Genomic DNA, 20,949 nt, shown 5'->3' with positions numbered 1-20,949 from the left:
TTTGTGGGAGCCACGACGCTGGCGTCGCGGCTCCGCATTTTCAGGGAATGATTTTCTCGGCTCGCAGACGGTCGAAGACGTCGATGAATGACTGTTCGGTGTCCTGCGTTTCGGTAAAGCCCAATGCCCGCGCCTTGGCCGTGGAATGCACGCACTCCATGGGGCGACCGAGATCGAGATCGGTGTGCCAGGCGGAGGCAAGCTTGTCGAGCTTGTTGGGCTGGAGGTTGTGCGTCTTGACGAGCTCGTCCCAGGCGTCGGACGAGTTCTTCATCTGCTCTACCAGCGAATTGAACTCACCCGGATATTCGGCAACGGGGATATCGAAATAATCGGCAATACGCTGCCACAGCTGTTCCCACCGGAAGACGTCGCCGTTCACGGCGTTGAATGCTTCGTTGCGGGCATTGGGTTCGGTACCTGCCCAGACGATCTGCTTGGACAGAATCCGGGCGTCCGTGATGTCGTTCAGGCCGCGATAGGCCGTGGCGCTGCCGGGAAAGCGGAAGGGCTGCCCGGTCGCCTTGCAGATCGAGGCATGGGTTGCCAGCGTGGCGCCGATGTTCATCAGATTGCCGACTGCATAACCGATGATGGTGTGAGAGCGATGCACGGACCAGCCGAAACCATATTTCGCGCCATAGGCCATCACCACATCTTCAAGCTCGTAATAGAAGTTCTTCTTGGGAAGGCGGGGTGCCGTTTCACGGAACGGCGTAACGGGGGTGACCTTGCCGTAATCCTCGAAGGGACCAAGATAGTGCTTGGTGCCGGTAACGACGCCTACATGCTCCACGCTGCCCTTCTCCGCGAAGGCATCGAGCACCGTGCGCAGCATGTCGCCGTTCAGCCGGATGTTTTCGTCTTCGTTGGAGCCGAGCGTCCAGGAGCAGTAAAAGATGTGGGTAGGGGCGAGATCGGAGAGTGCGGCGATGGCTGCGTCCCGATCAAGGAGATCGACGCTGCGGGACTGGATGTAGGAGGCGCCGACAGGCGGCCGCCGCGACAGGCCATGAATCTCCCAGCCACCTTCGCTGCGAAGATGCTCGGCCACATTCAGTCCCACGATCCCCGTTACGCCGACAATCAGCGCGCGCTTCTGGTACATTTTACACCTCTCATGTTTGGAAAGAGGGTGAAGATGGCTGCTGTGGCGCTTGTCGGAAATCCCATCCACGGAATAAGTAAAGTGAAAATTGTTCACAGATGGAGCCGTCATGCAAAACCGCGCCTTTGAGATGGAGGTATTCGTCTGTGTTGCCGAGTCCGGAAGCTTTTCGAATGCGGCAGATAAACTCGGCCTTTCTCCCTCCGCAATCAGCAAGCTCGTCGCGCGGCTTGAACAGCGGCTGGGCGTCCAGCTCGTCGTTCGTTCCACGCGTTCGCTGCGCCTGACATCGGAAGGGGAGGCATTTCATTCCCTCTCCAGATCCATCCTGCAGGACATTGCCGAGGTGGAAACCCAGATCGCCCGGCAGTCAGAAAGCGCCGTTGGTGTTCTCAAGGTCAGTTGCAACGTTCCTTTCGGAATTCACGCCGTATGCCCTCTCATTCCGCGATTCCTGGCCGAGAATACGGGCATGAAAATCGACCTGGAACTGAGCGACGAACCGGTGGATCTCATCCTGGAACGGACCGATCTGGCGATCCGCACGGGAAGCCTTCAGGATTCATCCATGAAGACCAGGCGTCTTTTGAATTCGCCCCGGTATGTGGTGGCCAGCCCGGAATATCTGCGCCTGCAGGGCAGCCCTGTTCATCCAAATGACCTGAGAAAGCACAATTGCCTGACCATTGCCGGCAAACCGCAGCACTCGGTCTGGAATTTCAGGGATGTCGACGACAGCGGCGTCGGGATTGTGGTTTCGGTTGCCGGCAATCTGGCGGTCAATAACGGCGAGACGCTCAGAGGTTTTGCGCTTGCCGGGCTAGGCATCGCCAGGCTCTCCGAATTCCACATCGGCAAGGATCTGGAAGAGGGGAGGCTGGTGGCACTTCTGCCGGCCTATGATGCCCAGGAATCCGAACCCATCAGCGCCATCTATTCCGCCCAGTCGCACGTTCCCCAGCGAATCCGACGTTTTCTCGATTTTCTCGTCACCAATCTCGGGGATGCAAGACGGCACAAATGATCATTTGATAATTTATCACTTGATCATTTGTGGGGCTGGTGTTATCTCTAATCCTGCTCAGGGAGTGGGCGCGGGTGGTTTTTCGATCCCGGATGAAATCCGGGTCAATATTGTTTCGATAGCGGGAAGGACGGTGGCGGTAACGCTGCCGAAACTGGCGAAACATGCAAAAAGTTGTCAAAAAATATCTCGATGCGGCTGATCGGGAACAGCAGATTCTCGATTTTGCGATCACCTACGTGGCGCAACGCGGCCTGAGCTTCACGACGCGGGAGCTCGCTGACGCGCTTGGTGTGTCCCAGCCGCTTCTCTATCGGTATTTCAAGAACCGCGATGAACTTCTGAAGAAAATCTACGATGAAGTATATTTGAAACGCTGGGACCAGAACTGGAATGCCCAGCTATCCGATCGTAGCATTCCGATACGCGATCGCCTGATCCGCTACCTCAAGGCCTATACCCTGGCTATTCTCGACGAGCGGTGGATTCGCATTTTCATCGCATCCGCGCTTGAAGATCCGCAGATCAGCAAGCGATATCTCGGGCTTCTCCATGAAACGACATTTCCCCTGATCTACAGGGAGATCGCTGCCGAAGCGGGAGTAACGCCTCCGACGGGCGCTGCCGCAGATGAGCTGGCGGTTGAGATCGTCTGGGGGTTTCACTGCAGCTTCTTTTATTTCGGCGTGCGCAAATACATTTACCGCAACAGGATTCCTGAAAAACTCGATCCTGTCATCGAGGCGCGCGTTGATGTCTTCGTCACGGGGCTTTCCGAAAGCATGCGCCGCATGGGCACGTATGTTTCCAAGATGGAGGGTTCGAAATGAGCAGCATTCAAGACCTTCGCGTCTTTTCCGAGATCGTCAAATCCAACAGCTTCTCGATGGCGGCTACCAAGCTGGGTCTTTCGCCGGCGACGATGAGCGGACGCCTGAAGGCGCTCGAAGACCATTTCGGTGTCGCATTGTTGAAACGGACGACGCGCTCGCTCAGCCTCACGGAAGAGGGCAGGTATCTGTTCGAAACGTCGAAGGCGATCATTGATGATTTCGAAAAACTCGACAAGACGATGCGGGCCCGCAAGGGATGTGCTTTCGGCACGGTGACGATCGCAGCACCGGCGGATTTCGGCCGCAAATACCTGGTTCCGCTGACGAATGAGTTTGGCAAGGATCATCCGGAGGTTGGCTTTCGGCTGATCTTTGGCGGGGAGGATATAAACCTCGTGGAGAACGAGTGCGATATGGCGATCCGTTTCGGCGCAATGCCGGACAGCGCTCTGACCACCCGAAAGCTTGGTGCCAACCCGATCGTCACCTGCGCGTCACAGGCCTATCTCGATCGGTTCGGGGTACCGGAAACACCGCAGGATCTGGTGAACCATAACTGTCTTATCTACCTCGACGGCAAACTTCCGAACGACAAATGGACGTTCGCAGCCGACGGGGAGCAAAGCGCGGTGCGGGTCAGCGGCAACCGGCTGGTGTCGGACTGGACGGCGCTTATCGACCTTGCGCAGGCCGGGCAGGGCATCATCCATGCATCGTCCTGGGATGTCTGTCATGCGCTCGAGGCGGGTACGCTGGTGCCGGTGCTGCTGGAGTTCCAAGAGGAGCCCGCGATTATCCATCTCCTGTCCGAACAGCGGCACAGACTGCCGCTCAGAACGGTGGAGTTCATCGATTTTCTCGTTCATCGGGTCAAGCGGATGAGCCGTAGCGTGGAGCTTAGCCTCAAAGGGCCACTTCAGCTCTGCGGCGCAGCCTAACAGAAATCGCCCAACTCAAATTTTTTACCGGCAGCCTCGCGGTTTTGCCGAACGATCAACCGTGGAGTTTCGAATGGATTATGGCCTGAAAGACAAGCACGTCCTTGTCACGGGTGGTGCGACCGGCATCGGACTTGCCATAGCAAAAGCTTTCGCGGCCGAGGACGCAATTGTCACGGTCAGCGGCCTGAATGATGCCGAAGTTGAAAGCGCCTGCGCGACCATTGGTTCCCAATGCCGAGGCCGAGCCGGCGACCTGACGGCTGATGGTGAGGCGCAGGCTCTCTACACATTCGCCCTCAGCCGCAAGCCGGTGGACATTCTGGTCAACAGCATCGGGATTTTTGAAGTCCGGGATTTCTTCGAGACGACCGACGAACACTGGTTTCGCTATTTCGACGTCAATGTCATGACCGGCGTGCGGATGTCCCGCCTTGTACTCAAGGACATGCTGGCGCGCGGCGAGGGCAGCGTTGTCTTCATCGGCAGTGAAAGCGGCGTGAAGCCGCAGGCCTGGATGCCGCATTATGGCGCGATGAAAACCTGCATCCTCGGTGTCTCGAGGGCGCTCGCCGAACTGACCAAGGGAACACGCGTGCGCGTGAATACCATCCTTCCCGGTCCGACCGACACGGATGCCGTCAAGCGGTATCACGAAGAGATTGCGCGGGATCGCGGGGTAACGCGCGCGGATGTGGTCGCCCAGTATTTCGATGACACGGAACCGACCTCGCTGATCCGCAGGATGATCGAGCCGGTGGAGGTGGCTCGAAGCGTGGTCCATCTGGCGGCTTCAGCACATCTCAACGGCATGGCGATGCGGGCCGAAGGCGGCACGATCCGGTCGATTCTGTAACGTCGGATAGATATCCGAACCCTTCTTCAGCATTGCTGAACAGTGAATTCAAAGGCAGGCCATCAATGTAAATAAGCATTTGCGCTATCAAGGGCTTACGCAGATTTCGGGAGGAGCTTCGTGAACCAGTTTGACCTTACTGACAAAAAGGCCTTCGTCACCGGTGCGGGCAGCGGCCTTGGTCAGGCGATCGCCATAGCCTATGCCGAGGCCGGCGCGGATGTGGCCTGCCTGGATCTCGGCTCCAGCGCCGGTCTTGATGAGACAGTCCGGTTGATTGGCGCTCTGGGGCGCACGGCAATCGCCCTTGAAGGTGATGTAACCGATCCGGACTCCATCGATCGCGCTTTTGACAAGGCTGAAGAGGTTCTTGGACCTGTCGTTATCGCTGCCAATAGTGCGGGTGTCGTTGACGTCTCTCCGGCCGAGCATCTGCCCAGGGCGCAATATCTGCGGCTGATGGAAATCAACCTCAACGGATTGTTCTGGTCCTGTCAGGCGGAGGGGCGGCGAATGCTGCAGCGGGGCTGCGGCTCCATCCTCAACATGGCGTCGATCTGTGGCTCGACGGCCATCAATGGCCTTGAACAGGTTCACTATGATGCCAGCAAGGCAGGCGTTATCCGCCTCACCAAAAGCCTGGCAGCCGAATGGGCGCCGCGGGGCGTAAGGGTCAATTGCCTGAGCCCGGGCTTCATGGCGACGCCGATGAACAGTCGCTCGGAGGTTGCGGAACATGTCAGCCGGTTCGCATCGATGACGCCGATGCAACGTCTGGGCCAACCCCGGGAGGTCGGCGGTCCGGCGGTCTTTCTGGCAAGTGATGCTGCAAGTTACTGCACCGGCGTCGATCTCAACGTCGATGGCGGCTTTCTGTCGACCTGACCAACAAACAACAAAGGAGGAGAAAAACATGCATAGGCTTTCCAAACTGACGGGCACGCTATTCGTATCGATGCTCATTTCCGGCACGGCGTTCGCGCAACCCCTCAAGATCGGCTGGATCCAGGGTAATGCTGCATTCCAGGCCGAACAGCGCACAGAGGACGGGTTCAAGAAGTACCTGACCGACAACAAGATTTCCGACTGGGAAATCACCTATCTCGATTCCGCCGGCGCGGCCGAGAAGGTTGCAAACAACATCGACGATGCGGTCAATCGCGGTGTTGACGTGATTTACATTACCTATGCCGACCTGCGCGCCTCCAGCAATGCGCTGAAGAGCGCCGAGGCCGCCAAGATCCCGGTTTATACGGTCGATTCAGGCTGGATCCCCGGATCTACGGCCGACATTACGACCAACAACTGGCAGATGTCGGCCGAGGTCTCTCTCAGCCTTATCAGCCAGATCAAGGGCAAGGGCAACCTGATCATCATCACCACCGACAAGATCAAGCCCGTGCGGGAACGCACGGACACGCTGAAGGCGATCCTGAAGGAGTATCCCGAGGTCAAGATCATCGGCGAATATAATTTCGACGTCGCCAATTTCTATCAGGAGACGCTTAACGCCGTGCAGGATTTCGCAACGCGTTACGGCAACGACATTACCGCGGTGTGGACGCCGTGGGACGAGCCGGCGCAGGCGGCCATCACCGCTCTGCAGGGAGCTGGCCTTACCGTGCCGGTCTCCGGGATGGACGGGCATCCTGAAGCGATCAAGGCCGTATGTGCCAAGGATTCGATGTTTGTCGCGACGGGCCGTCAGCAATTCGAGGAATGGGGCGCGAAGCTGGCCGAATATGCCAAACGCGCAAAGATCGATGGTGAAGACCCCAAGTCGGTCACGAACGGCAAGGATATCGTCTATTACGGCGCCACGCTGTTTACCAAGGATAATTGCCAGTAACTCCTCCCAGGCGGGCGGCGAAAGCCGCCTGCCGAACTCTATAGGTGAATGATGGCGATCGCGCTCGAAAACATCTCTAAGCAATGGCCGGGTACGCTCGCGCTCGACAACGTTTCGATCGAGATCCGGGAAGGCCGGGTGCACGGCGTTGTCGGCGAGAACGGCGCCGGAAAATCGACCCTCATGGGTGTCTTGAGCGGTGCTGTAATGCCGACAACAGGGACATTGCGCATGGCAGGGCAGGCGATCACTTTCGAGAACCCCGCCGTTGCGGTGGCCACCGGTGTCTCGCTCGTTTCGCAGGAGGGGAACCTTGTGCCCCACCTGACCGCCGCAGAAAATATATGCCTTGGATTTGAACCTGCCAAAGGCGGTTTCTTCATCAACAGGGGTCAGGTCGTGCGCCAGGCCGAAGAGCTGGCGCGGCAATGGTTTCCCGATACGCCCATCCAGCTGAACCGCCGGGTGGACGAACTGCCTTACGCTGACCAGAAGGTGGTGGAGATCCTGCGGGCGCTGCATTCGCGTCCCAAGGTGCTTATTCTTGATGAGCCGACAGCGACACTGCCGGCCAAGCAGAAACAGAGCCTCTGGAATCTGATCCACACGCTCTCTCAGGCCGGAATGTCCGTTGTTCTGATCAGCCACTTCCTGCAGGAAGTCATCGATCTGTCAGACGAAATCACCGTGCTTCAGGACGGGCGCAAAGTAAGCCACCTCGTCAAGAGCGACGGCGAAATCACGGAGCGGCAGCTGATTGATCTCATGCTCAACCGGGCCAAGAGAGGCGAGACCGATTATCATTTCGATACGTCGGCGATGACCAACCGGGAAAACAATCTCGGAGAAACCGTCGTGAACGTCTCGGGCTGGGCGGGAGACAATTTTTCCGTTTCGCAAATTGCGGTCCGCCGTGGCGAAATCCTCGGTCTGATCGGCCTGACGGGTTCTGGCCACTTCGAGTTCGCCCAGTCGCTGTTCGAGCCCTCTAGGGCTGCTTCCGGTCAATACGAGTTCATCGGGCGGGATGTCGGAAGGGCGTCCGTGCGCGACATGAAACGCGCCGGGGCAGCACTCGTGCCGGATCACCGGATGATCAACGCCATGGTGGCGGATTGGACCGTGCGGGAAAACATGTCCATGGCGGGCGTGCGCGAAACGAGCATCAAGCCATTCGGGCTTATCCAGCGGCGTCGGGAAAATGACGAGGCGCTGCGTCTGGTCAAGCGCCTCAACATCAAGACCTCCTCTGCAGAAGCAAAGATCGTCGAACTCAGCGGTGGCAACAAGCAGAAGGTCTCGGTCGCAAAGTGGCTGTTCGCCGCCGAGGGACGCTATTCGCTCTTCATTTTCCTCGAACCCACGGAGGGTGTGGATGTCGGGGCTAAACGCGAGATCCACGAACTGATCAAGAAACTGGCCGATCAGGGTGCTGCTGTCGTGGTCGCATCCAGTGATCTTCTCGAAGTCGCCTATGTGGCCGATCGCATCGTGCCGTTCCGCCAGGGCCGCAATAGCGATGAGATCGAACGCAAGGATTTCAATGAGGCGGCCTTCATCAATGCAATTGCGGGAGTGACACAATGACCATTACAGCAACCTCCGAACGGGACATTACCGTGAGAAAAATCAGCTTCGGCATGCTGGCGCAGAAATACAGCACGCTGGTCGTGCTTGTCCTGCTGTTCATCGGATTTTCGGTGGCGACGGACAGGTTTTTCACGAGCACGAACCTCGTCAATATCCTCCAGCAGATATCGATGCTGACCATTGTTGCCATCGGTCTGACATTCGGCTTTGCGGCGAAGGAAATGGACCTTTCCGTTGGCTATGTGGTCGGCCTTGCAGGTCTGCTTTGTCCGCTTCTCTTGGTCGCGGGAACGCCGATACCCCTTGCGATCCTTGCGGCGCTGGGTGCCGGTCTTGCCGTTGGACTGATCAACGCCTCGCTCGTCGTGGGCATCGGCGTCCCCTCGTTGATCGCGACACTTGCCGCGGGATCAATCCTCTGGGGCATCAACTTCATCATCTCCGGTGGACGGGCGATCTATGGCGGAATTCCCGGCGGATATCTCGTCCTGGGTCAGGGGAAAATCGGCGCATTCTTTCCCTATCCGGCGCTGATCATGCTCCTTCTCGTCGCTTTCTCCTGGTTCGTCATGGAGCGCACGACCTTTGGGCGTTACCTCTATGCGGTCGGCGGCAACGCCCGCGCAGCCGAACTGTCCGGCATCAACGTCAGATCCTATCGGGTCTATGGCCTCGCCCTGAGTTCTTTCTTTGCGGCGATCTCCGGAATCATCCTGTCGGCACGGCTCGGATCTGGCCAGCCCAATGGCGGTGAGACCTATCTCCTCGACGGCCTTGCGGCAGTCTTTATCGGCATGACGATGCTGCGCCCAGGTACGGCCACGGTCATGGGAACGTTCTTCGGCGCGCTGCTCATCGGCATCATGAATAACGGCCTCAACCTGATGGGCATGGACACATATATTCAGAGCATCGTCAAAGGCGTGATCATTGTCATTGCCGTTTCCATCGTGTCCCGCTCGACCAAGTTGAGGCTTCTCTGATTGGTCGCCGGCCGATGCGAATGCTGTCCGCCATCCTGCAATGGTCCTGCTTGACTGCTCTTCATGCCTTTGTTGCATTGTGCCTGTCACAGCGCCGCAGAGTGCAACGGAGGAGACTGCAATGGATCTGAAACTGACGGACAAGGTTGTTATCGTGACTGGTGCGAGTTCGGGCATAGGGTTTGAGACCGCCAAGAGCTTCTTGTCAGAGGGAGCATTCGTCGTCGGCGTCAGTCGGGACATGCAGCCGCTTGCCGCGGTGGCTGATCCCGACCGCTGCGCCACGATCGAACTGGATCTTGCCGTGCGGGGGTCGGAGGCTGTGGTTGCCGCCCATGCTTTGGAACGTTTCGGCCGGATCGACATCCTGTTCAACAATGCTGGGATATGCCCGACACGAACAGGATTCCTCGATGTAAGCGATGATGACTGGGACGAGACGCTCAACCTCAATCTGGGTGGCTATATTCGCATGTCGCGTGCGGTTTTGCCGACCATGTTGCAACAGGGAAAGGGTGTCATCGTTCATTGCGGGTCGGAGGCCGGGCGCATGCCGCATCCGCTCCTTCCGGATTACAGTACGTCGAAAGCCGCCATAACCCTGCTTTCGAAAGCACTGGCCCGTGAGTTTACATCCCAGGGTGTTCGTTCCAACGTGGTCGCGCCTGCGCATATTCGCACTGAACTCTGGGACCGGCCCGGCGGTTTTCTGCATGCGCTTGCGGAGCGCTACGGGACATCGCCCGACGCCGCGGTCAAGGCATTTTTGCAGGAGGCCCGGCTGCCGGCGGGGCGACTTGGTACAGTGGCGGATGTTGCCTCCGCGGTTCTGTATCTCGCATCAGAACTCTCCGATTTCATCAGTGGCGACGTCATCAACGTCGATGGTGGCGTACTGCCCACCACATGAGATCAAACCCAAGAGGAAACGCCATGACGAACTTGGCTACCGATAAGCACATCAGCGATCTGCAAAGGGAGTTCGCTGAAGCTCAAACCAACGGAAATGTTGGGCAGGTTCTCGAGACCGAAACAAATGACGTCCGGATATGGAAAATACGTCTCAAACCAGGCGAGCGCGTCGGCTATCACCGGCACGTATTGAATTATTTTTGGGTCGCGGTGACGTCGGGAAAATCGCGTTCAAGGCTGTCCACGGGAGAAATAGTGGAGACAGAATATAGCCCGGGCGATTGCAGGTATTTCAGTTTCGGGGCCGGCCAGCATATGATCCATGACCTCACGAATATCGGTGACACCGATCTCATTTTTACGACCGTGGAGTTGAAAGGGTCAGCGAACCCGCCATTGGCGTTGAAATGAGCTGGGTTTGGGACCATCCTCCATCGTCGGTCGGGCGTCGTCCTTTGCACTGTTGCCGGGCCAGATCGCACTAGCCAAAAATAAAAATATAATGCATCATATATCATGCATTATTAAATGCTCGATATTTGGCGGATGTAAAGCCGCGAAGCTACCACAGGAATACTGGAGATCAGTCCAATGCAACTAAAAGACCTGACATTGTTCCGGCAGGCGGCATATGTGGCCGGCGAATGGATCGAGGCGAATGCTACGGCCATCGCCGTGACGAACCCCGCGACGGGTGAGGTGATCGGCCACGTGCCGAAGCTTGGCGCAGCCGAGACCAAGACGGCGATTGCCGCGGCAGAGAAAGCCCAGAGGGAATGGGCTGCCCGCACCGCAAAGGAACGCGCCGGTGTCCTGCGGAAATGGTTCGAACTGATGATGGCGAACCAGGATGATCTGGGCCGGATACTCACTGCGGAGCAGGGCAAGCCGCTTGCCGAAGCCAAGGGCGAAATCGCATATGGCGCGAGTTTCATCGAATGGTTCGCCGAAGAAGCCCGCCGCATCTATGGCGACATCGTTCCGGGGCACCAGAAGGACAAGCGCATCCTGGTCCTGAAGCAGCCGATTGGAGTCGTTGCGGCGGTCACGCCGTGGAACTTCCCGAATGCGATGATTACCCGCAAGGCAGGGCCAGCCTTTGCGGCCGGCTGCGCCATGGTGCTGAAGCCGGCAAGCCAGACACCCTTCTCGGCGATTGCGCTGGCGGTTCTCGGCGAACGCGCTGGTCTGCCCCCGGGTCTCTTTTCGGTTGTGACCGGCTCGGCACGCGAGATCGGGGCGGAGATGACGGCTAATCCAATCGTGCGGAAGCTGACTTTCACCGGTTCGACCGAGGTGGGTGCGGAGCTTTACCGGCAGTCGGCCCCAACCATCAAGAAGCTCGGTCTGGAACTCGGCGGCAATGCGCCCTTCATCGTCTTTGATGATGCCGATCTTGATGAGGCGGTGGAAGGCGCGTTGATTGCCAAGTTCCGGAACAATGGCCAGACCTGCGTCTGCGCAAACCGGCTTTACGTCCAGGACGGTGTCTACGATGCCTTTGCGGAAAAGCTCGCGAAAGCGGTTGGCGGCCTCAAGACCGGTAATGGTTTCGACGAGGGCGTTGTGCTCGGGCCGCTCATCGACGACGCGGCGTTGAAGAAGGTGGAGGAGCATGTCAGCGATGCGCTCTCCAAGGGGGCCAGAGTTCTTCAGGGCGGCAAGCAGCATCGTCTGGGCGGAACGTTCTATGAAGCGACCGTGCTTGCCGACGTCACGAAGGATATGGCGGTGGCCACCGAGGAAACTTTTGGCCCGGTTGCGCCGCTCTTCCGTTTCGCACACGAAGCCGATGTTATCGCTCAGGCGAATGACACGGAGTTCGGTCTCGCATCCTATTTCTATGCGAAGGATCTCGCCCGTGTGTTCCGGGTAGCGGAGGCGCTGGAATATGGGATGGTGGGTGTCAATACGGGGCTCATCTCGACGGCGGAAGCACCCTTCGGAGGCGTAAAATCGTCGGGTCTGGGCCGCGAAGGTTCGAAATACGGTATCGATGACTTCGTCGAGATCAAATATGTCTGCCTCGGTGGCGTCGCCTGAGCGACGCCAGAGTGGACCTTCCCCGATGGCGGGAGTTCGCTCTTCCGGTTCTGAATGGCTGCCTGACCTCACGGTCGGGTGGCCATTTTCCTGTCGGGGCAACATTGGCTGCCAATTGCCGTGCGATTGGAAGTGAAACGCTCGAAGCGGCGATTGTCGTGCGCCGCTTCGATAATGTCGTGTGTATGGTGCAGGCGCCGTCCGCTAGAGGACGACCACCCGGTTGCCCGGGTTCGGCCCCGCTTTCAGGCGTGAAAGTGCAGCGGGCAGATCCTCAAAATTCGCCGTTTCGATAAGCTGAGGATCGAAGGTTCCTTCGCAGATATGGCGTGCCATTGCGGCACCGGCTGCGACCAGCCGTCCCCATTGATGATCGCATGCATGGGCGTGCATCGCGTTGAGGCCAACTTCATGCAGTGAGATCGTTGTGGAGAAAGCTGGAAGCGGCGCTGCTTCCTGCCGGTCCTGAATGCAGACAAGATGACCATTCGCCGTCAAAAGCGGCGCAAGGCTGGTGGCGTGAGCGCCGCTCACCATATCGAACACCGCATGGATTGGCTGATGCAGCACCCGTTCCCTGAAGTCACTCTTCCAATGTTCGTTGTGATAGTTTGTGACGGTCGCCGCGCCGAGCTTCAGCAGGCGGTTTGCCTGTGCGGCAGAGGCGACCGCATGGACGACCCAGCCTTTGTCGCGCGCGAGCTGGAGCAAAGCGCCGCCGACGGCTCCGGAGGCGCCGGTGACGAGCACATGGGCTCCGGGCCAGAGCGGCACCTTGTCGATGGCCTGCTGCGCGGTGAGGCCAGGGCAGGGAATTGCGGCGGCTGCGGCGAAGGGCAGGCTTGCCGGCAGAGGAATGGCCGCGCGCGCGGGGATAACCGTGTATTCAGCAAACGAACCGGGGCGTGTGAGGTCGTTGTGATAGGCGACGCGTGCGCCGGCCGCGATGTGACTGACATCTTTCCCGACTTCTTCTACTTCGCCGGCCCCGTCGACACCTGGAATATGCGGCCACGTCCAGGCGTCATGGCCCCAGAGTATGAATTTCCAGTCGACAGGGTTGAGACCGATCGCCCGGTTACGGACGAGCAGTTCACCGCGCCCGGGACGCGGCTTTGGCATTTCGCGTAATTGCAGGACGTTCAGGTCGCCGGTTATGTCATGAACCCAAGCTTTCATTTTTTACCCCTCAGCAGATTGAATAGCCGCCGTCGATCGGAATCATCGCGCCAGTCACATAACCCGCGTCGGGCGACAGAAGGAAACGGACGACAGATGCGACTTCGGCGGGTTTGGCCCAGCGTCCCATCGGAATGCGGGCGCCGATACGTTCGGCGCGTGCTGCGTCGGTCCGCGCATTTTCCGAGATACGGGTCTCCACCCATCCCGGCGCGATTGAATTCACCCGAATGCCGCGTCCGGCCCAGGCGACCGCCTGTGACCGGGTCATCGCGGCGACGGCGCCCTTGCTGGCCGTATAGGCCGGGGCGCCCGGGGAGCCGAAGATCGCCCACATCGAGGCAACATTGACGACGGCGCCACCGGCAGCCTGCAACCTGTCGAGCAGGGCGGCGGAAAATGCAAAGCCGGCGGTGACATTGACGCGCATGACCTGTTCGAAGGCGTCGGTCTCCCATTCCTGCTGGTGGCGCAGCATGCCAGCGCAGTTTACGAGGCCAGCGACGGGCTGTCCCTGCGGCAGCGCCGCGATACTTGCCTTGGTGTCGGTCAGGTCCACCTTGTGAAAGGCGATTGCGGCGCTCAGATCCGCATCGCGATCCAGCCCCAGCGCGATGACCTGATAGCCGCTCTCGGCGAGAAGTTCCGCCACGGCCCGGCCAATGCCGGTTCCGCCGCCGGTCACCACCGCAAGGGGTTTTGCCTGGTCTTCATTGGGCATCATGTGCTCCTGCCTTTTCTGTTTGATATAACGTCATGCGTCCTCGACCGAATGCATTGCCTCCACGAGGTCCTCGACCGTGAGCGGGCGGGGGAAATTCAGCATGTGAGGTACGGTGATGGATGCCTGAGCGACGGCGAGAAACTGGTCCTCGGTGATGGGGTGTCCGGCAAGCGCACGCAGGCTGAGCGGAAGTCCCGTATGCCGGTAAAGGGCGGCAATAGCCGGTGGCAATACCTCACCCAGAAGCTGATGGTGAACCAGAAGCCCATAGGCGACCTGAAATCCATGCGGTTTCGCATTGACGCCCGGTACATGCGGCAGGCCGCGGGTGAGCGCGTGGGGAACGGAGAGGCCACCGCTTTCAAAACCGAGCCCCGCCATCAGTATCATCGCCTCAACGGCCGCGTCGAAAGCCTCTGTCGGCAGACCCGAACCCGCCGCATCGAAAGCGGCAATGCCGTGCGTTACGAGTGTGTCGTAACAATGGGTGGCGATCACGCCTGAGAGGCGGGTCGGCCGGGCGCGAAACATGGTTGTGCCGCAACCGCTCGCGCAGGCGAGCGCCTCGGCCTTCTTCGACAGGGCGTCACCCAATCCGGCTGCGAACATGGACTTCGGCGCTCCCGCCAGCAACGCGGTATCGACAATGACAAAATCCGGATTACGTTTCAGGTGCCTCACTTCAAGGAGGAGGTCGTTGGTGTCGTAGAGCACGTAGTTCTTGCTTGTCGGTGCATCATTGGAGGCGACGGTCGGTACGGTGATCAGCTTGATGTCGCGCTCGCCCGCCAGTGCCTTGCCGGCATCGATGGCGCGACCGCCGCCCGCGGCAATGACGATTTCAGGTGCGTTTTCGCCGAGCGCGGCGGAAAGCCGCTGCGCGGTCTCTATACCGATCTGGCCTTCGAACGGCAGGATCACCATGGAAACGCCGGCTTTTTCCAGGGACTGGCGAAAGGTGTCTTCAACGAGAGGGAGGACGTGAACGTCTGCCACGAGGACGGCGCTTTTTCCAATCTGCGCGGCGAAGCCGCCGATCCGGTCGAGGATCTTACGGCCCTGGACATAACGCGACGGCGCGCCGAAGACTTTGAGTTGGTTGTCGAAAATAGTTAAGGGATCAGACATTTTTGCTCTCAGACAATTTTCATATATGATATATGATTGTTTGGAAGGCGCAAGCGTCTTGTCGCCGTTTTAAGGAAGAACCGCATGATTTCCGGAAAAACCCGTTTCGTCCCGTTGCTCGCCCACCCCGCCCAACATGTCCGCACGCCGTCACGTTTTAATGCTGAATGCGAGCGGCAGGGGCTGGATATGATCATGGTGCCGCTTGATGTGCGGCCCGACATGCTGGACCAGACGGTCGCCAGCTTCCGGGCTATTGCGAATATTGCCGGCATGGTGATCACCATTCCACACAAGGCTTCCGCCGCAAGGCTATGCGACCGGAGAGTTGGGGCTGCCACTCTTGTCGATGCCTGCAACATCATTCGCCGGGAAGCGGACGGCAGCCTCACGGGCGGCATGTTCGATGGCGAGGGTTTCGTCGCCGGGCTTCGCCATCAGGGGCATGATCCGGCGGGTTTTCGCACGCTGCTCATCGGTGCCGGCGGAGCGGCGAGCGGTGTGGGACATGCTCTTCTCGGGGCTGGCGTGATGGACCTTACAATCGCAAATCGCTCGCTTCACAAGGCCGAACATCTGGCAAAACAGCTTGCCGGCGCCTTCCCGGATGCCCGCGTGGTGGCGGCTGCGGCGGATGCGGCGGGCTATGACCTTGTTGTCAACGGCACGGCGCTCGGCATGCATGAGAACGACGCCCTGCCCATCGATGTCGACAGGCTCGACAAAGGCACTGTCGTCGCTGAAGTGGTGATGCAACCTGACATGACGCCTCTGTTGATCGCGGCTGAAAAGCGGGGATGCCACATACATAAGGGTATCCACATGATCGAGCAGCAGGTGCGCCTGCTTGTTGATTTCCTCAAGTGACGCAAAAAAGGTCCGCATCGACTTGCGATGCGGACCAGGTGCGGCGCCTGGGAGGTCAAACACGTCTTTTTGCGTGGGCGCCGATGCCTTGCATAAGAACTGCCAGAATGATGATGACACCCTTGATGATCTGCTGCGGATAGGCTGGAACGCTCATCAGGTTCATGATGTTGCCGATCAGTCCCAGAATGAGGACGCCGATCATCGTGTTGATCACCGTACCCCTGCCGCCGGACAGAAGGGCTCCACCAATAACGCAAGCGGCAATGGCGTCGAGTTCGAGGCCGATGCCGGTCACCGGTGTTCCGACGGCGGTACGGGCCGTCACGAATATGCCGGCGAGGGCCGAAAGCGCGCCGCAAAGCATGAAGGCGAGGAACTTGTAGCGCCAGACGGGAAGGCCAGCGAGGCGCACCGCACTCTCATTGCTGCCGGTTGCGACGGTGAGGCGTCCCCAGTTGGTCCGGCGCAACAGGAAAATGAACAGGGCAATGAAGAGGAAGACGGCCAGGACCGGCCAGGGAAGGCCGAGACCGGGCACGCCCTTGCTGCCGAATGCCGTCAGAATCTGAGCCGTCGATAGGTCGCGGGGAAAGCGTACGGGCTGGCCATTGGAGAGCATATAGGCGAGGCCGCGGGCCATGGTCATCATGGCGAGCGTCGCGACGAAGGAGGCCATGCCGAAGCCGGCGACAAGAACGCCATTGATCGCGCCGAGCAAAGCGCCGAACAGCACGCCACCCAAGATGCACAGGACAAGTGCGGTGCCGCCGTCAAAGGGCAGCGCCGGCATGACCATCGCCACGCTCATGCCGCCGATCGCCGCGACTGAACCGACCGAGAGGTCGATTCCTCCCGTCAGGATCACCAGCAGCATGCCGATGGCGACCAGGGCAAGCGGTGCAAGTTGCCGCAGGAGATTATATATGTTTTGAAGTGTCAGGAAATGTTCTGACAACAGCGTGGAAACGACGATGAGCGTCACCAGCATAATATAGATGTTATAGGTGACCAGGTTGGAAACAAGGCCGGAAGCCTTTGAATTAGTGGACATTCTCGCGCCCCATTGCCAGTTCGATAATACCTTCCTCGGAAATGTCTGTGCCGGTCAGTTCACCGGCGATCCGGCCGGCGCGCATGACAAGCACGCGATCGCACATGCCGATCAGTTCCAGCATTTCGGAGGAGACCATGATTATGGCGGCGCCATTGGCCGCCAGTTCGTTGATGACGCGGTAAATCTCGACCTTCGCCCCGACGTCGACGCCGCGGGTGGGTTCGTCGAGCAGCAACACCTCGCAACCGGAAACAAGCCATTTCATCAGCGCGACTTTCTGCTGGTTGCCGCCAGAAAGCGTTCCAGCTTCAGCGTCGATGCTTTCGGCCTTGAGGTTGAGCTGTCTGCGCAGGCTTTCGGTTGCGCCGCGCTCCCGGCGATCGCGCAGCAGGCCCAAAGGCCCCAGATGCGGATTGACCGGAGTCATCATTGCATTGGTAAGAATGGGCATGTCGAGAAGACATCCCTGATGTTTGCGATCTTCGGGCACCAGGCCGATGCCGGCGCGCACGGCTTCCCCGGGTCTGCTGATGCTCAGCACTTTGCCATCGAGACGCACTTCACCCTGTGTAAGGGGATCGGCACCGAAAATTGCGCGCAGTACCTCGGTTCGTCCCGCACCGATGAGGCCACCGATGCCGAGCACTTCGCCCCTTCTAACTTCGAAGGTGACGCCGGAGACGAGCGGTCCCGTTGCCAGGTTTTCGACGGCAAGAGCAACCGGGCCGGGCGTCACGTCCCGTTCGGGAAAGAAGTCCTTCAGTTCACGACCGATCATCAGGTTGACGAGGCGCTTGTGGTCAAGTGTGGCGATCTCCCACGTGCCCACGATTGCACCGTCCTTTAGTACGGTGGCGCGGTCACATAGGCTGAATATCTCGTCCAGCCGATGGGAGATGTAGATGATGCAGACACCGTTCTCCCGCAGCTGCCGTATGAGCTTGAACAGTTTTTCCGTCTCGTGGTTGGTGAGGACGGCGGTGGGTTCGTCAAGGACGAGGATCGAACATTCCCGGGACAGCGCCTTGCATATTTCGATGACCTGCTGGTGCGCGACCGTAAGGTTGCCGGTAAGCTCATCCGGATCGATATCGTCAAAACCCATGCCGGCCAGCAGTTCGGCGGCGCGCGCCCGCATTGCTCGTTTGTCCAGAAGGAAGCCGTGGCCGAGCTTTTCAATGAGAATGTTTTCGGCCACCGTGAGGTGGCGGGCGAGCGAGAATTCCTGGTAAATGATCGAGATTCCCCTGCGCATCGCGTCCTGCGGACTGGTGATGGTCACGGGCGTACCGTCGATGTGGATCTCGCCTTTGTCATGGGTGTAGGCGCCCGCGAGGATTTTCATCAGCGTCGATTTGCCAGCACCGTTCTCGCCCATGAGAGCGTGAACTTCTCCGGCACGCGCGGAAAACCGTGCGCCGCTGAGCGCTGTGACACCTCCGAACTCCTTGGAGATGTTAAGCATTTCTAGACGGTCCATCTTATCTTCCTCTCAAATGGGCAGGCCCCGGAAAGGCCCGCCGTGCTTGCTGGCCGTCGGTCAGCCCTTGAGTTCGCTGATCGTCTTGAAAGGCGGAACGGTGTAGCGGAAGAAGGGGTTTGCCGTGTCCGGATCGATGAACTCATCGACGTTCTTTTCCGTCACGATCTGCGAGGGGTAATATGAGCCGAGCGGCAGATTGCTGGCATCGAGGCCCTTGTCGAATATCTGGTTGATAAGTGCCAGGACGCCTTCGCCGGTATGCGAGCCGGAGCAAAGGCCGGTGACCAGCATGTCGCCGGATTTCACGAGATCGAGGGCGGTACGGAAGCCATCTGCCGCATTGGCAACGGCTATCTTGCCCTTAAGGCCCTGGTTTTCGAGAGCGCGCAGGGCGCCCATGCCCATGAAGTCGTTTTCGGCAAGGATGATGTCGAGCTTGGAGGAGTGAGCGGTGAGGATGTCTTCAGCGGCATCGAGGCCGCCTTCTTCTGTCCAGAGACCGACGCCCATCGAAACCACACCGAATTTGGCTTCCGGATAATCGAATGAACCGCTCGTCTTCAATTGCTGGAACTTCTTGAAGCCGGCAAGCATGGCATCTTCCCTGGAGAGATTGAGGCCAAGCTGTTGCGAACGCTCATAGATGATGCCGGTGATCATGCCGTTGACGCGGCTTTCAGACGTGGAATTCCCGACGGTGCCGAGGATAGCCGCTGCGGTGATCTGTTTGTCGGCACCATAATGCTGCGCGACGTAACGGCCGGCTTCAAAACCGTTACCGTAAGGGTTGAACAGAACGGTGGTGACGATCGGGCTTTCATCCGGCACGGTGCCAAGGGCAATGACGGGAATGCCGGCATCGACGGCACGCTGCGCGTCGGCAGCCGCTGCGGCGAGATCGGTCGGGTCCATGACGATGACGTCGACCTTCTTGGCGATGAAGGCGTCGATATGGGCCGAGGTCTTGGCCGGATCGCCGTCCGCGACCTGGACGTCCAGTTCGTAGCCATAGTCCTTCGCCTTGGCCTTCGCGGTGTCGATGACGCTGACGAACCAGGGATTGCCGAGCGTGATTTCCGTCCAGCCGATCACCAGTTTTTTGCCGGGCTCGCGGGTGGTTTTAGGCAGCGCCTTCTCCACATCGGTACGATCCGCCATGTTGGGGTCGATGACGCCTGAAAGCGCCGAGTTCGGCAGGAGCGTGTAGATCTCGTGTTTTTCGGCAGCGTTTGTCGTTGTGGCGGCAAGGGCCAGCGCTGCGGTGCATAGCATGGGCAATGCGGATTTCAGGAACCTCATGGTCTCACTCCCTCTGTTGAAGTTCTATGCATTTGTCGCTCCTGCGAGCGGAAGTCGTGCGCCTCCCTGCGCACGACGGGGCCTGTCAGCGAATGATTTCGCGGACAACCGTTTCGATACCGGCCTGGTCGAGCCGGTAGTGGGCGTAGAGATGTGTCGGCGGTGCAATCAGCGCGTATTCATCGCGGATACCGTGGCGCACAAGCCTTGCGGGGCTGCCTTCTTCGGCAAGAACCTCGGCAACGGCGGCACCGAGGCCACCGAGGATATTGTGCTCCTCGATCGTCAGGATGACCTTCGAACGGGCGGCTGCTGCAAGGATGGCATCGCGATCGATCGGCTTGACGGTCACCATGTCGATGACGCCGATACTACGGCCTTCCGTCTTGAGTTTCCGGGCGACCTGCACCGATGGATGGACGGGAAGGCCGCAGGCAATGATCGTCAGTTCTTCGCCGACAGCATGTTCGATCGCCTTGCCGAAAATGAAATCGCTCTTGGGATCGTAGAGATCGGGCTCGCGTCCGCGTCCCGTGCGGAAGTAGATCGGGCGATCATGGTCGGCCGAAGCGCGAATTGCCGCTTCAAATTGCGGGCCATCGGCCGGCGAAACGATCGTCAGGTCGGCGATCGAACGCATGGTGCCGATATCCTCCGTCGCGTGATGTGACGTGCCGTAGAAACCCATGGAGATGCCGGTATGGTGTCCGATCAGCCGAACGGGCAGGGCGCAATAGGCGACATCCATGCGAATCTGCTCGCAGGTGAGCAGGCCGAGGAAGGAAGCAAAGGTTGCGACATAGGGCATCGTGCCCGTTGTCGCGATGCCGGCGGCGGCCGATACCATGTTTTGTTCGGAAATACCGAAGCTGAAGTAACGGTCCGGGAAACGGGCGGCGAAGCGGTTGAGCCCGTTGGAGTATTGAAGGTCCGCGGAGCCGGCGACGATGTCGCGGCCCGCCTCGACAAGCGAGATCAGCCCGTTGGACAGGTGGTCCAGACCGGGGTTCTTCATGTTCAGCTCGCGGTAGTGCCACGAATTCGGCGAATTTGGCCGCAGATTGACAGTGCTCATC

At 59.2% G+C, this 20,949-nt stretch carries 20 protein-coding genes; 12 read left to right on the top strand and 8 right to left on the bottom strand.

Features of this window, described 5'->3' with window-relative positions; all coding sequences use genetic code 11:
- Positions 1-40: 40 nt before the first annotated feature.
- Positions 41-1,108, bottom strand: a complete 1,068-nt coding sequence (locus AC1ROR_RS20760; RefSeq protein WP_498590571.1) for an SDR family oxidoreductase — start codon at positions 1,106-1,108, stop codon at positions 41-43.
- A gap of 109 nt (positions 1,109-1,217) precedes the next feature.
- On the opposite strand from AC1ROR_RS20760, the gene AC1ROR_RS20755 reads away from it, so the two are divergent.
- From AC1ROR_RS20755 to gabD, 11 genes are all read left to right on the top strand, one after another.
- Entirely contained in the window at positions 1,218-2,132 is a 915-nt protein-coding gene (locus AC1ROR_RS20755; RefSeq protein ID WP_498590570.1) for a LysR family transcriptional regulator, read from the top strand.
- Positions 2,133-2,296: 164 nt separating this feature from the next.
- Entirely contained in the window at positions 2,297-2,962 is a 666-nt protein-coding gene (locus tag AC1ROR_RS20750; RefSeq protein WP_051796418.1) for a TetR/AcrR family transcriptional regulator, read from the top strand.
- Positions 2,959-3,903: a LysR family transcriptional regulator gene (locus AC1ROR_RS20745; protein ID WP_498590569.1), complete on the top strand. Its 945-nt coding sequence runs from the start codon at positions 2,959-2,961 to the stop codon at positions 3,901-3,903. The genes AC1ROR_RS20750 and AC1ROR_RS20745 overlap by 4 nt, the downstream gene beginning before the upstream one ends.
- A 73-nt stretch (positions 3,904-3,976) precedes the next feature.
- Positions 3,977-4,759, top strand: coding sequence for an SDR family NAD(P)-dependent oxidoreductase (locus AC1ROR_RS20740; protein WP_498590568.1), 783 nt, complete (start codon positions 3,977-3,979; stop codon positions 4,757-4,759).
- 120 nt (positions 4,760-4,879) lie between these two features.
- Positions 4,880-5,644: an SDR family oxidoreductase gene (locus tag AC1ROR_RS20735; RefSeq protein WP_142171576.1), complete on the top strand. Its 765-nt coding sequence runs from the start codon at positions 4,880-4,882 to the stop codon at positions 5,642-5,644.
- Positions 5,645-5,672: 28 nt separating this feature from the next.
- Positions 5,673-6,608 carry a sugar ABC transporter substrate-binding protein gene (locus tag AC1ROR_RS20730; protein ID WP_051796414.1) on the top strand — a complete coding sequence of 312 codons (936 nt, stop codon included), beginning with the start codon at positions 5,673-5,675 and terminating at the stop codon, positions 6,606-6,608.
- Positions 6,609-6,656: 48 nt separating this feature from the next.
- Entirely contained in the window at positions 6,657-8,195 is a 1,539-nt protein-coding gene (locus AC1ROR_RS20725) for a sugar ABC transporter ATP-binding protein (RefSeq protein WP_308400324.1), read from the top strand.
- Entirely contained in the window at positions 8,192-9,181 is a 990-nt protein-coding gene (locus AC1ROR_RS20720) for an ABC transporter permease (RefSeq protein ID WP_035225951.1), read from the top strand. Before AC1ROR_RS20725 ends, AC1ROR_RS20720 begins: the two co-directional genes overlap by 4 nt.
- A gap of 121 nt (positions 9,182-9,302) precedes the next feature.
- Positions 9,303-10,091, top strand: coding sequence for an SDR family NAD(P)-dependent oxidoreductase (locus AC1ROR_RS20715; protein ID WP_498590567.1), 789 nt, complete (start codon positions 9,303-9,305; stop codon positions 10,089-10,091).
- A 23-nt stretch (positions 10,092-10,114) separates the two neighbouring features.
- Positions 10,115-10,504, top strand: coding sequence for a cupin domain-containing protein (locus AC1ROR_RS20710; RefSeq protein WP_051796410.1), 390 nt, complete (start codon positions 10,115-10,117; stop codon positions 10,502-10,504).
- Between the two features lie 180 nt (positions 10,505-10,684).
- On the top strand, positions 10,685-12,136 hold the full coding sequence (gene gabD / locus AC1ROR_RS20705; protein WP_498590566.1) for an NADP-dependent succinate-semialdehyde dehydrogenase: 1,452 nt from the start codon (positions 10,685-10,687) through the stop codon (positions 12,134-12,136).
- A 204-nt stretch (positions 12,137-12,340) separates the two neighbouring features.
- Here the strand turns inward: gabD and AC1ROR_RS20700 are convergent, their stop codons facing one another.
- Genes AC1ROR_RS20700 through AC1ROR_RS20690 form a run of 3 tightly spaced genes read right to left on the bottom strand, consistent with a single transcriptional unit; the run spans position 12,341 to position 15,167 of the window.
- Positions 12,341-13,315, bottom strand: a complete 975-nt coding sequence (locus AC1ROR_RS20700; protein ID WP_498590565.1) for a zinc-binding dehydrogenase — start codon at positions 13,313-13,315, stop codon at positions 12,341-12,343.
- Between the two features lie 10 nt (positions 13,316-13,325).
- Positions 13,326-14,036: an SDR family NAD(P)-dependent oxidoreductase gene (locus tag AC1ROR_RS20695; RefSeq protein WP_498590564.1), complete on the bottom strand. Its 711-nt coding sequence runs from the start codon at positions 14,034-14,036 to the stop codon at positions 13,326-13,328.
- A 33-nt stretch (positions 14,037-14,069) separates the two neighbouring features.
- Complete coding sequence (locus AC1ROR_RS20690; RefSeq protein WP_498590563.1) at positions 14,070-15,167, bottom strand: glycerol dehydrogenase; 1,098 nt, start codon at positions 15,165-15,167, stop codon at positions 14,070-14,072.
- A gap of 84 nt (positions 15,168-15,251) precedes the next feature.
- Here AC1ROR_RS20690 and AC1ROR_RS20685 point away from each other — a divergent pair, with 84 nt between their 5' ends.
- A complete protein-coding gene (locus AC1ROR_RS20685; RefSeq protein WP_498590562.1) occupies positions 15,252-16,034 on the top strand; it encodes a shikimate dehydrogenase family protein in 783 nt (260 codons plus the stop codon).
- Between the two features lie 55 nt (positions 16,035-16,089).
- On the opposite strand, the gene AC1ROR_RS20680 is transcribed toward AC1ROR_RS20685, so the two are convergent.
- The 4 genes from AC1ROR_RS20680 to AC1ROR_RS20665 form a co-directional block, all read right to left on the bottom strand.
- Positions 16,090-17,088, bottom strand: coding sequence for an ABC transporter permease (locus tag AC1ROR_RS20680; RefSeq protein ID WP_051796405.1), 999 nt, complete (start codon positions 17,086-17,088; stop codon positions 16,090-16,092).
- Positions 17,078-18,571 (bottom strand): sugar ABC transporter ATP-binding protein, encoded by a 1,494-nt coding sequence (locus tag AC1ROR_RS20675; protein ID WP_498590561.1) that lies wholly within the window; start codon positions 18,569-18,571, stop codon positions 17,078-17,080. The genes AC1ROR_RS20680 and AC1ROR_RS20675 overlap by 11 nt, the downstream gene beginning before the upstream one ends.
- Before the next feature lie 60 nt (positions 18,572-18,631).
- On the bottom strand, positions 18,632-19,873 hold the full coding sequence (locus tag AC1ROR_RS20670; protein ID WP_498590560.1) for a sugar ABC transporter substrate-binding protein: 1,242 nt from the start codon (positions 19,871-19,873) through the stop codon (positions 18,632-18,634).
- A gap of 85 nt (positions 19,874-19,958) precedes the next feature.
- Positions 19,959-20,948 carry a transketolase family protein gene (locus tag AC1ROR_RS20665; protein ID WP_498590559.1) on the bottom strand — a complete coding sequence of 330 codons (990 nt, stop codon included), beginning with the start codon at positions 20,946-20,948 and terminating at the stop codon, positions 19,959-19,961.
- Position 20,949 lies beyond the last annotated feature (1 nt).

This window comes from Agrobacterium sp. GW821-FHT14E08 (assembly GCF_058803865.1).
This window is presented reverse-complemented; position numbering and strand designations above follow the sequence as displayed.

Coding starts and splice junctions, on each gene's coding strand:
- AC1ROR_RS20760 (WP_498590571.1), bottom strand. CDS start 1,108: ATGTACCAGAAGCGCGCGCTGATTGTCGGCGTAACGGGGATCGTGGGA.
- AC1ROR_RS20755 (WP_498590570.1), top strand. CDS start 1,218: ATGCAAAACCGCGCCTTTGAGATGGAGGTATTCGTCTGTGTTGCCGAG.
- AC1ROR_RS20750 (WP_051796418.1), top strand. CDS start 2,297: ATGCAAAAAGTTGTCAAAAAATATCTCGATGCGGCTGATCGGGAACAG.
- AC1ROR_RS20745 (WP_498590569.1), top strand. CDS start 2,959: ATGAGCAGCATTCAAGACCTTCGCGTCTTTTCCGAGATCGTCAAATCC.
- AC1ROR_RS20740 (WP_498590568.1), top strand. CDS start 3,977: ATGGATTATGGCCTGAAAGACAAGCACGTCCTTGTCACGGGTGGTGCG.
- AC1ROR_RS20730 (WP_051796414.1), top strand. CDS start 5,673: ATGCATAGGCTTTCCAAACTGACGGGCACGCTATTCGTATCGATGCTC.
- AC1ROR_RS20725 (WP_308400324.1), top strand. CDS start 6,657: ATGATGGCGATCGCGCTCGAAAACATCTCTAAGCAATGGCCGGGTACG.
- AC1ROR_RS20720 (WP_035225951.1), top strand. CDS start 8,192: ATGACCATTACAGCAACCTCCGAACGGGACATTACCGTGAGAAAAATC.
- AC1ROR_RS20715 (WP_498590567.1), top strand. CDS start 9,303: ATGGATCTGAAACTGACGGACAAGGTTGTTATCGTGACTGGTGCGAGT.
- AC1ROR_RS20710 (WP_051796410.1), top strand. CDS start 10,115: ATGACGAACTTGGCTACCGATAAGCACATCAGCGATCTGCAAAGGGAG.
- gabD (WP_498590566.1), top strand. CDS start 10,685: ATGCAACTAAAAGACCTGACATTGTTCCGGCAGGCGGCATATGTGGCC.
- AC1ROR_RS20700 (WP_498590565.1), bottom strand. CDS start 13,315: ATGAAAGCTTGGGTTCATGACATAACCGGCGACCTGAACGTCCTGCAA.
- AC1ROR_RS20695 (WP_498590564.1), bottom strand. CDS start 14,036: ATGCCCAATGAAGACCAGGCAAAACCCCTTGCGGTGGTGACCGGCGGC.
- AC1ROR_RS20690 (WP_498590563.1), bottom strand. CDS start 15,167: ATGTCTGATCCCTTAACTATTTTCGACAACCAACTCAAAGTCTTCGGC.
- AC1ROR_RS20685 (WP_498590562.1), top strand. CDS start 15,252: ATGATTTCCGGAAAAACCCGTTTCGTCCCGTTGCTCGCCCACCCCGCC.
- AC1ROR_RS20680 (WP_051796405.1), bottom strand. CDS start 17,088: ATGTCCACTAATTCAAAGGCTTCCGGCCTTGTTTCCAACCTGGTCACC.
- AC1ROR_RS20675 (WP_498590561.1), bottom strand. CDS start 18,571: ATGGACCGTCTAGAAATGCTTAACATCTCCAAGGAGTTCGGAGGTGTC.
- AC1ROR_RS20670 (WP_498590560.1), bottom strand. CDS start 19,873: ATGAGGTTCCTGAAATCCGCATTGCCCATGCTATGCACCGCAGCGCTG.
- AC1ROR_RS20665 (WP_498590559.1), bottom strand. CDS start 20,948: ATGAGCACTGTCAATCTGCGGCCAAATTCGCCGAATTCGTGGCACTAC.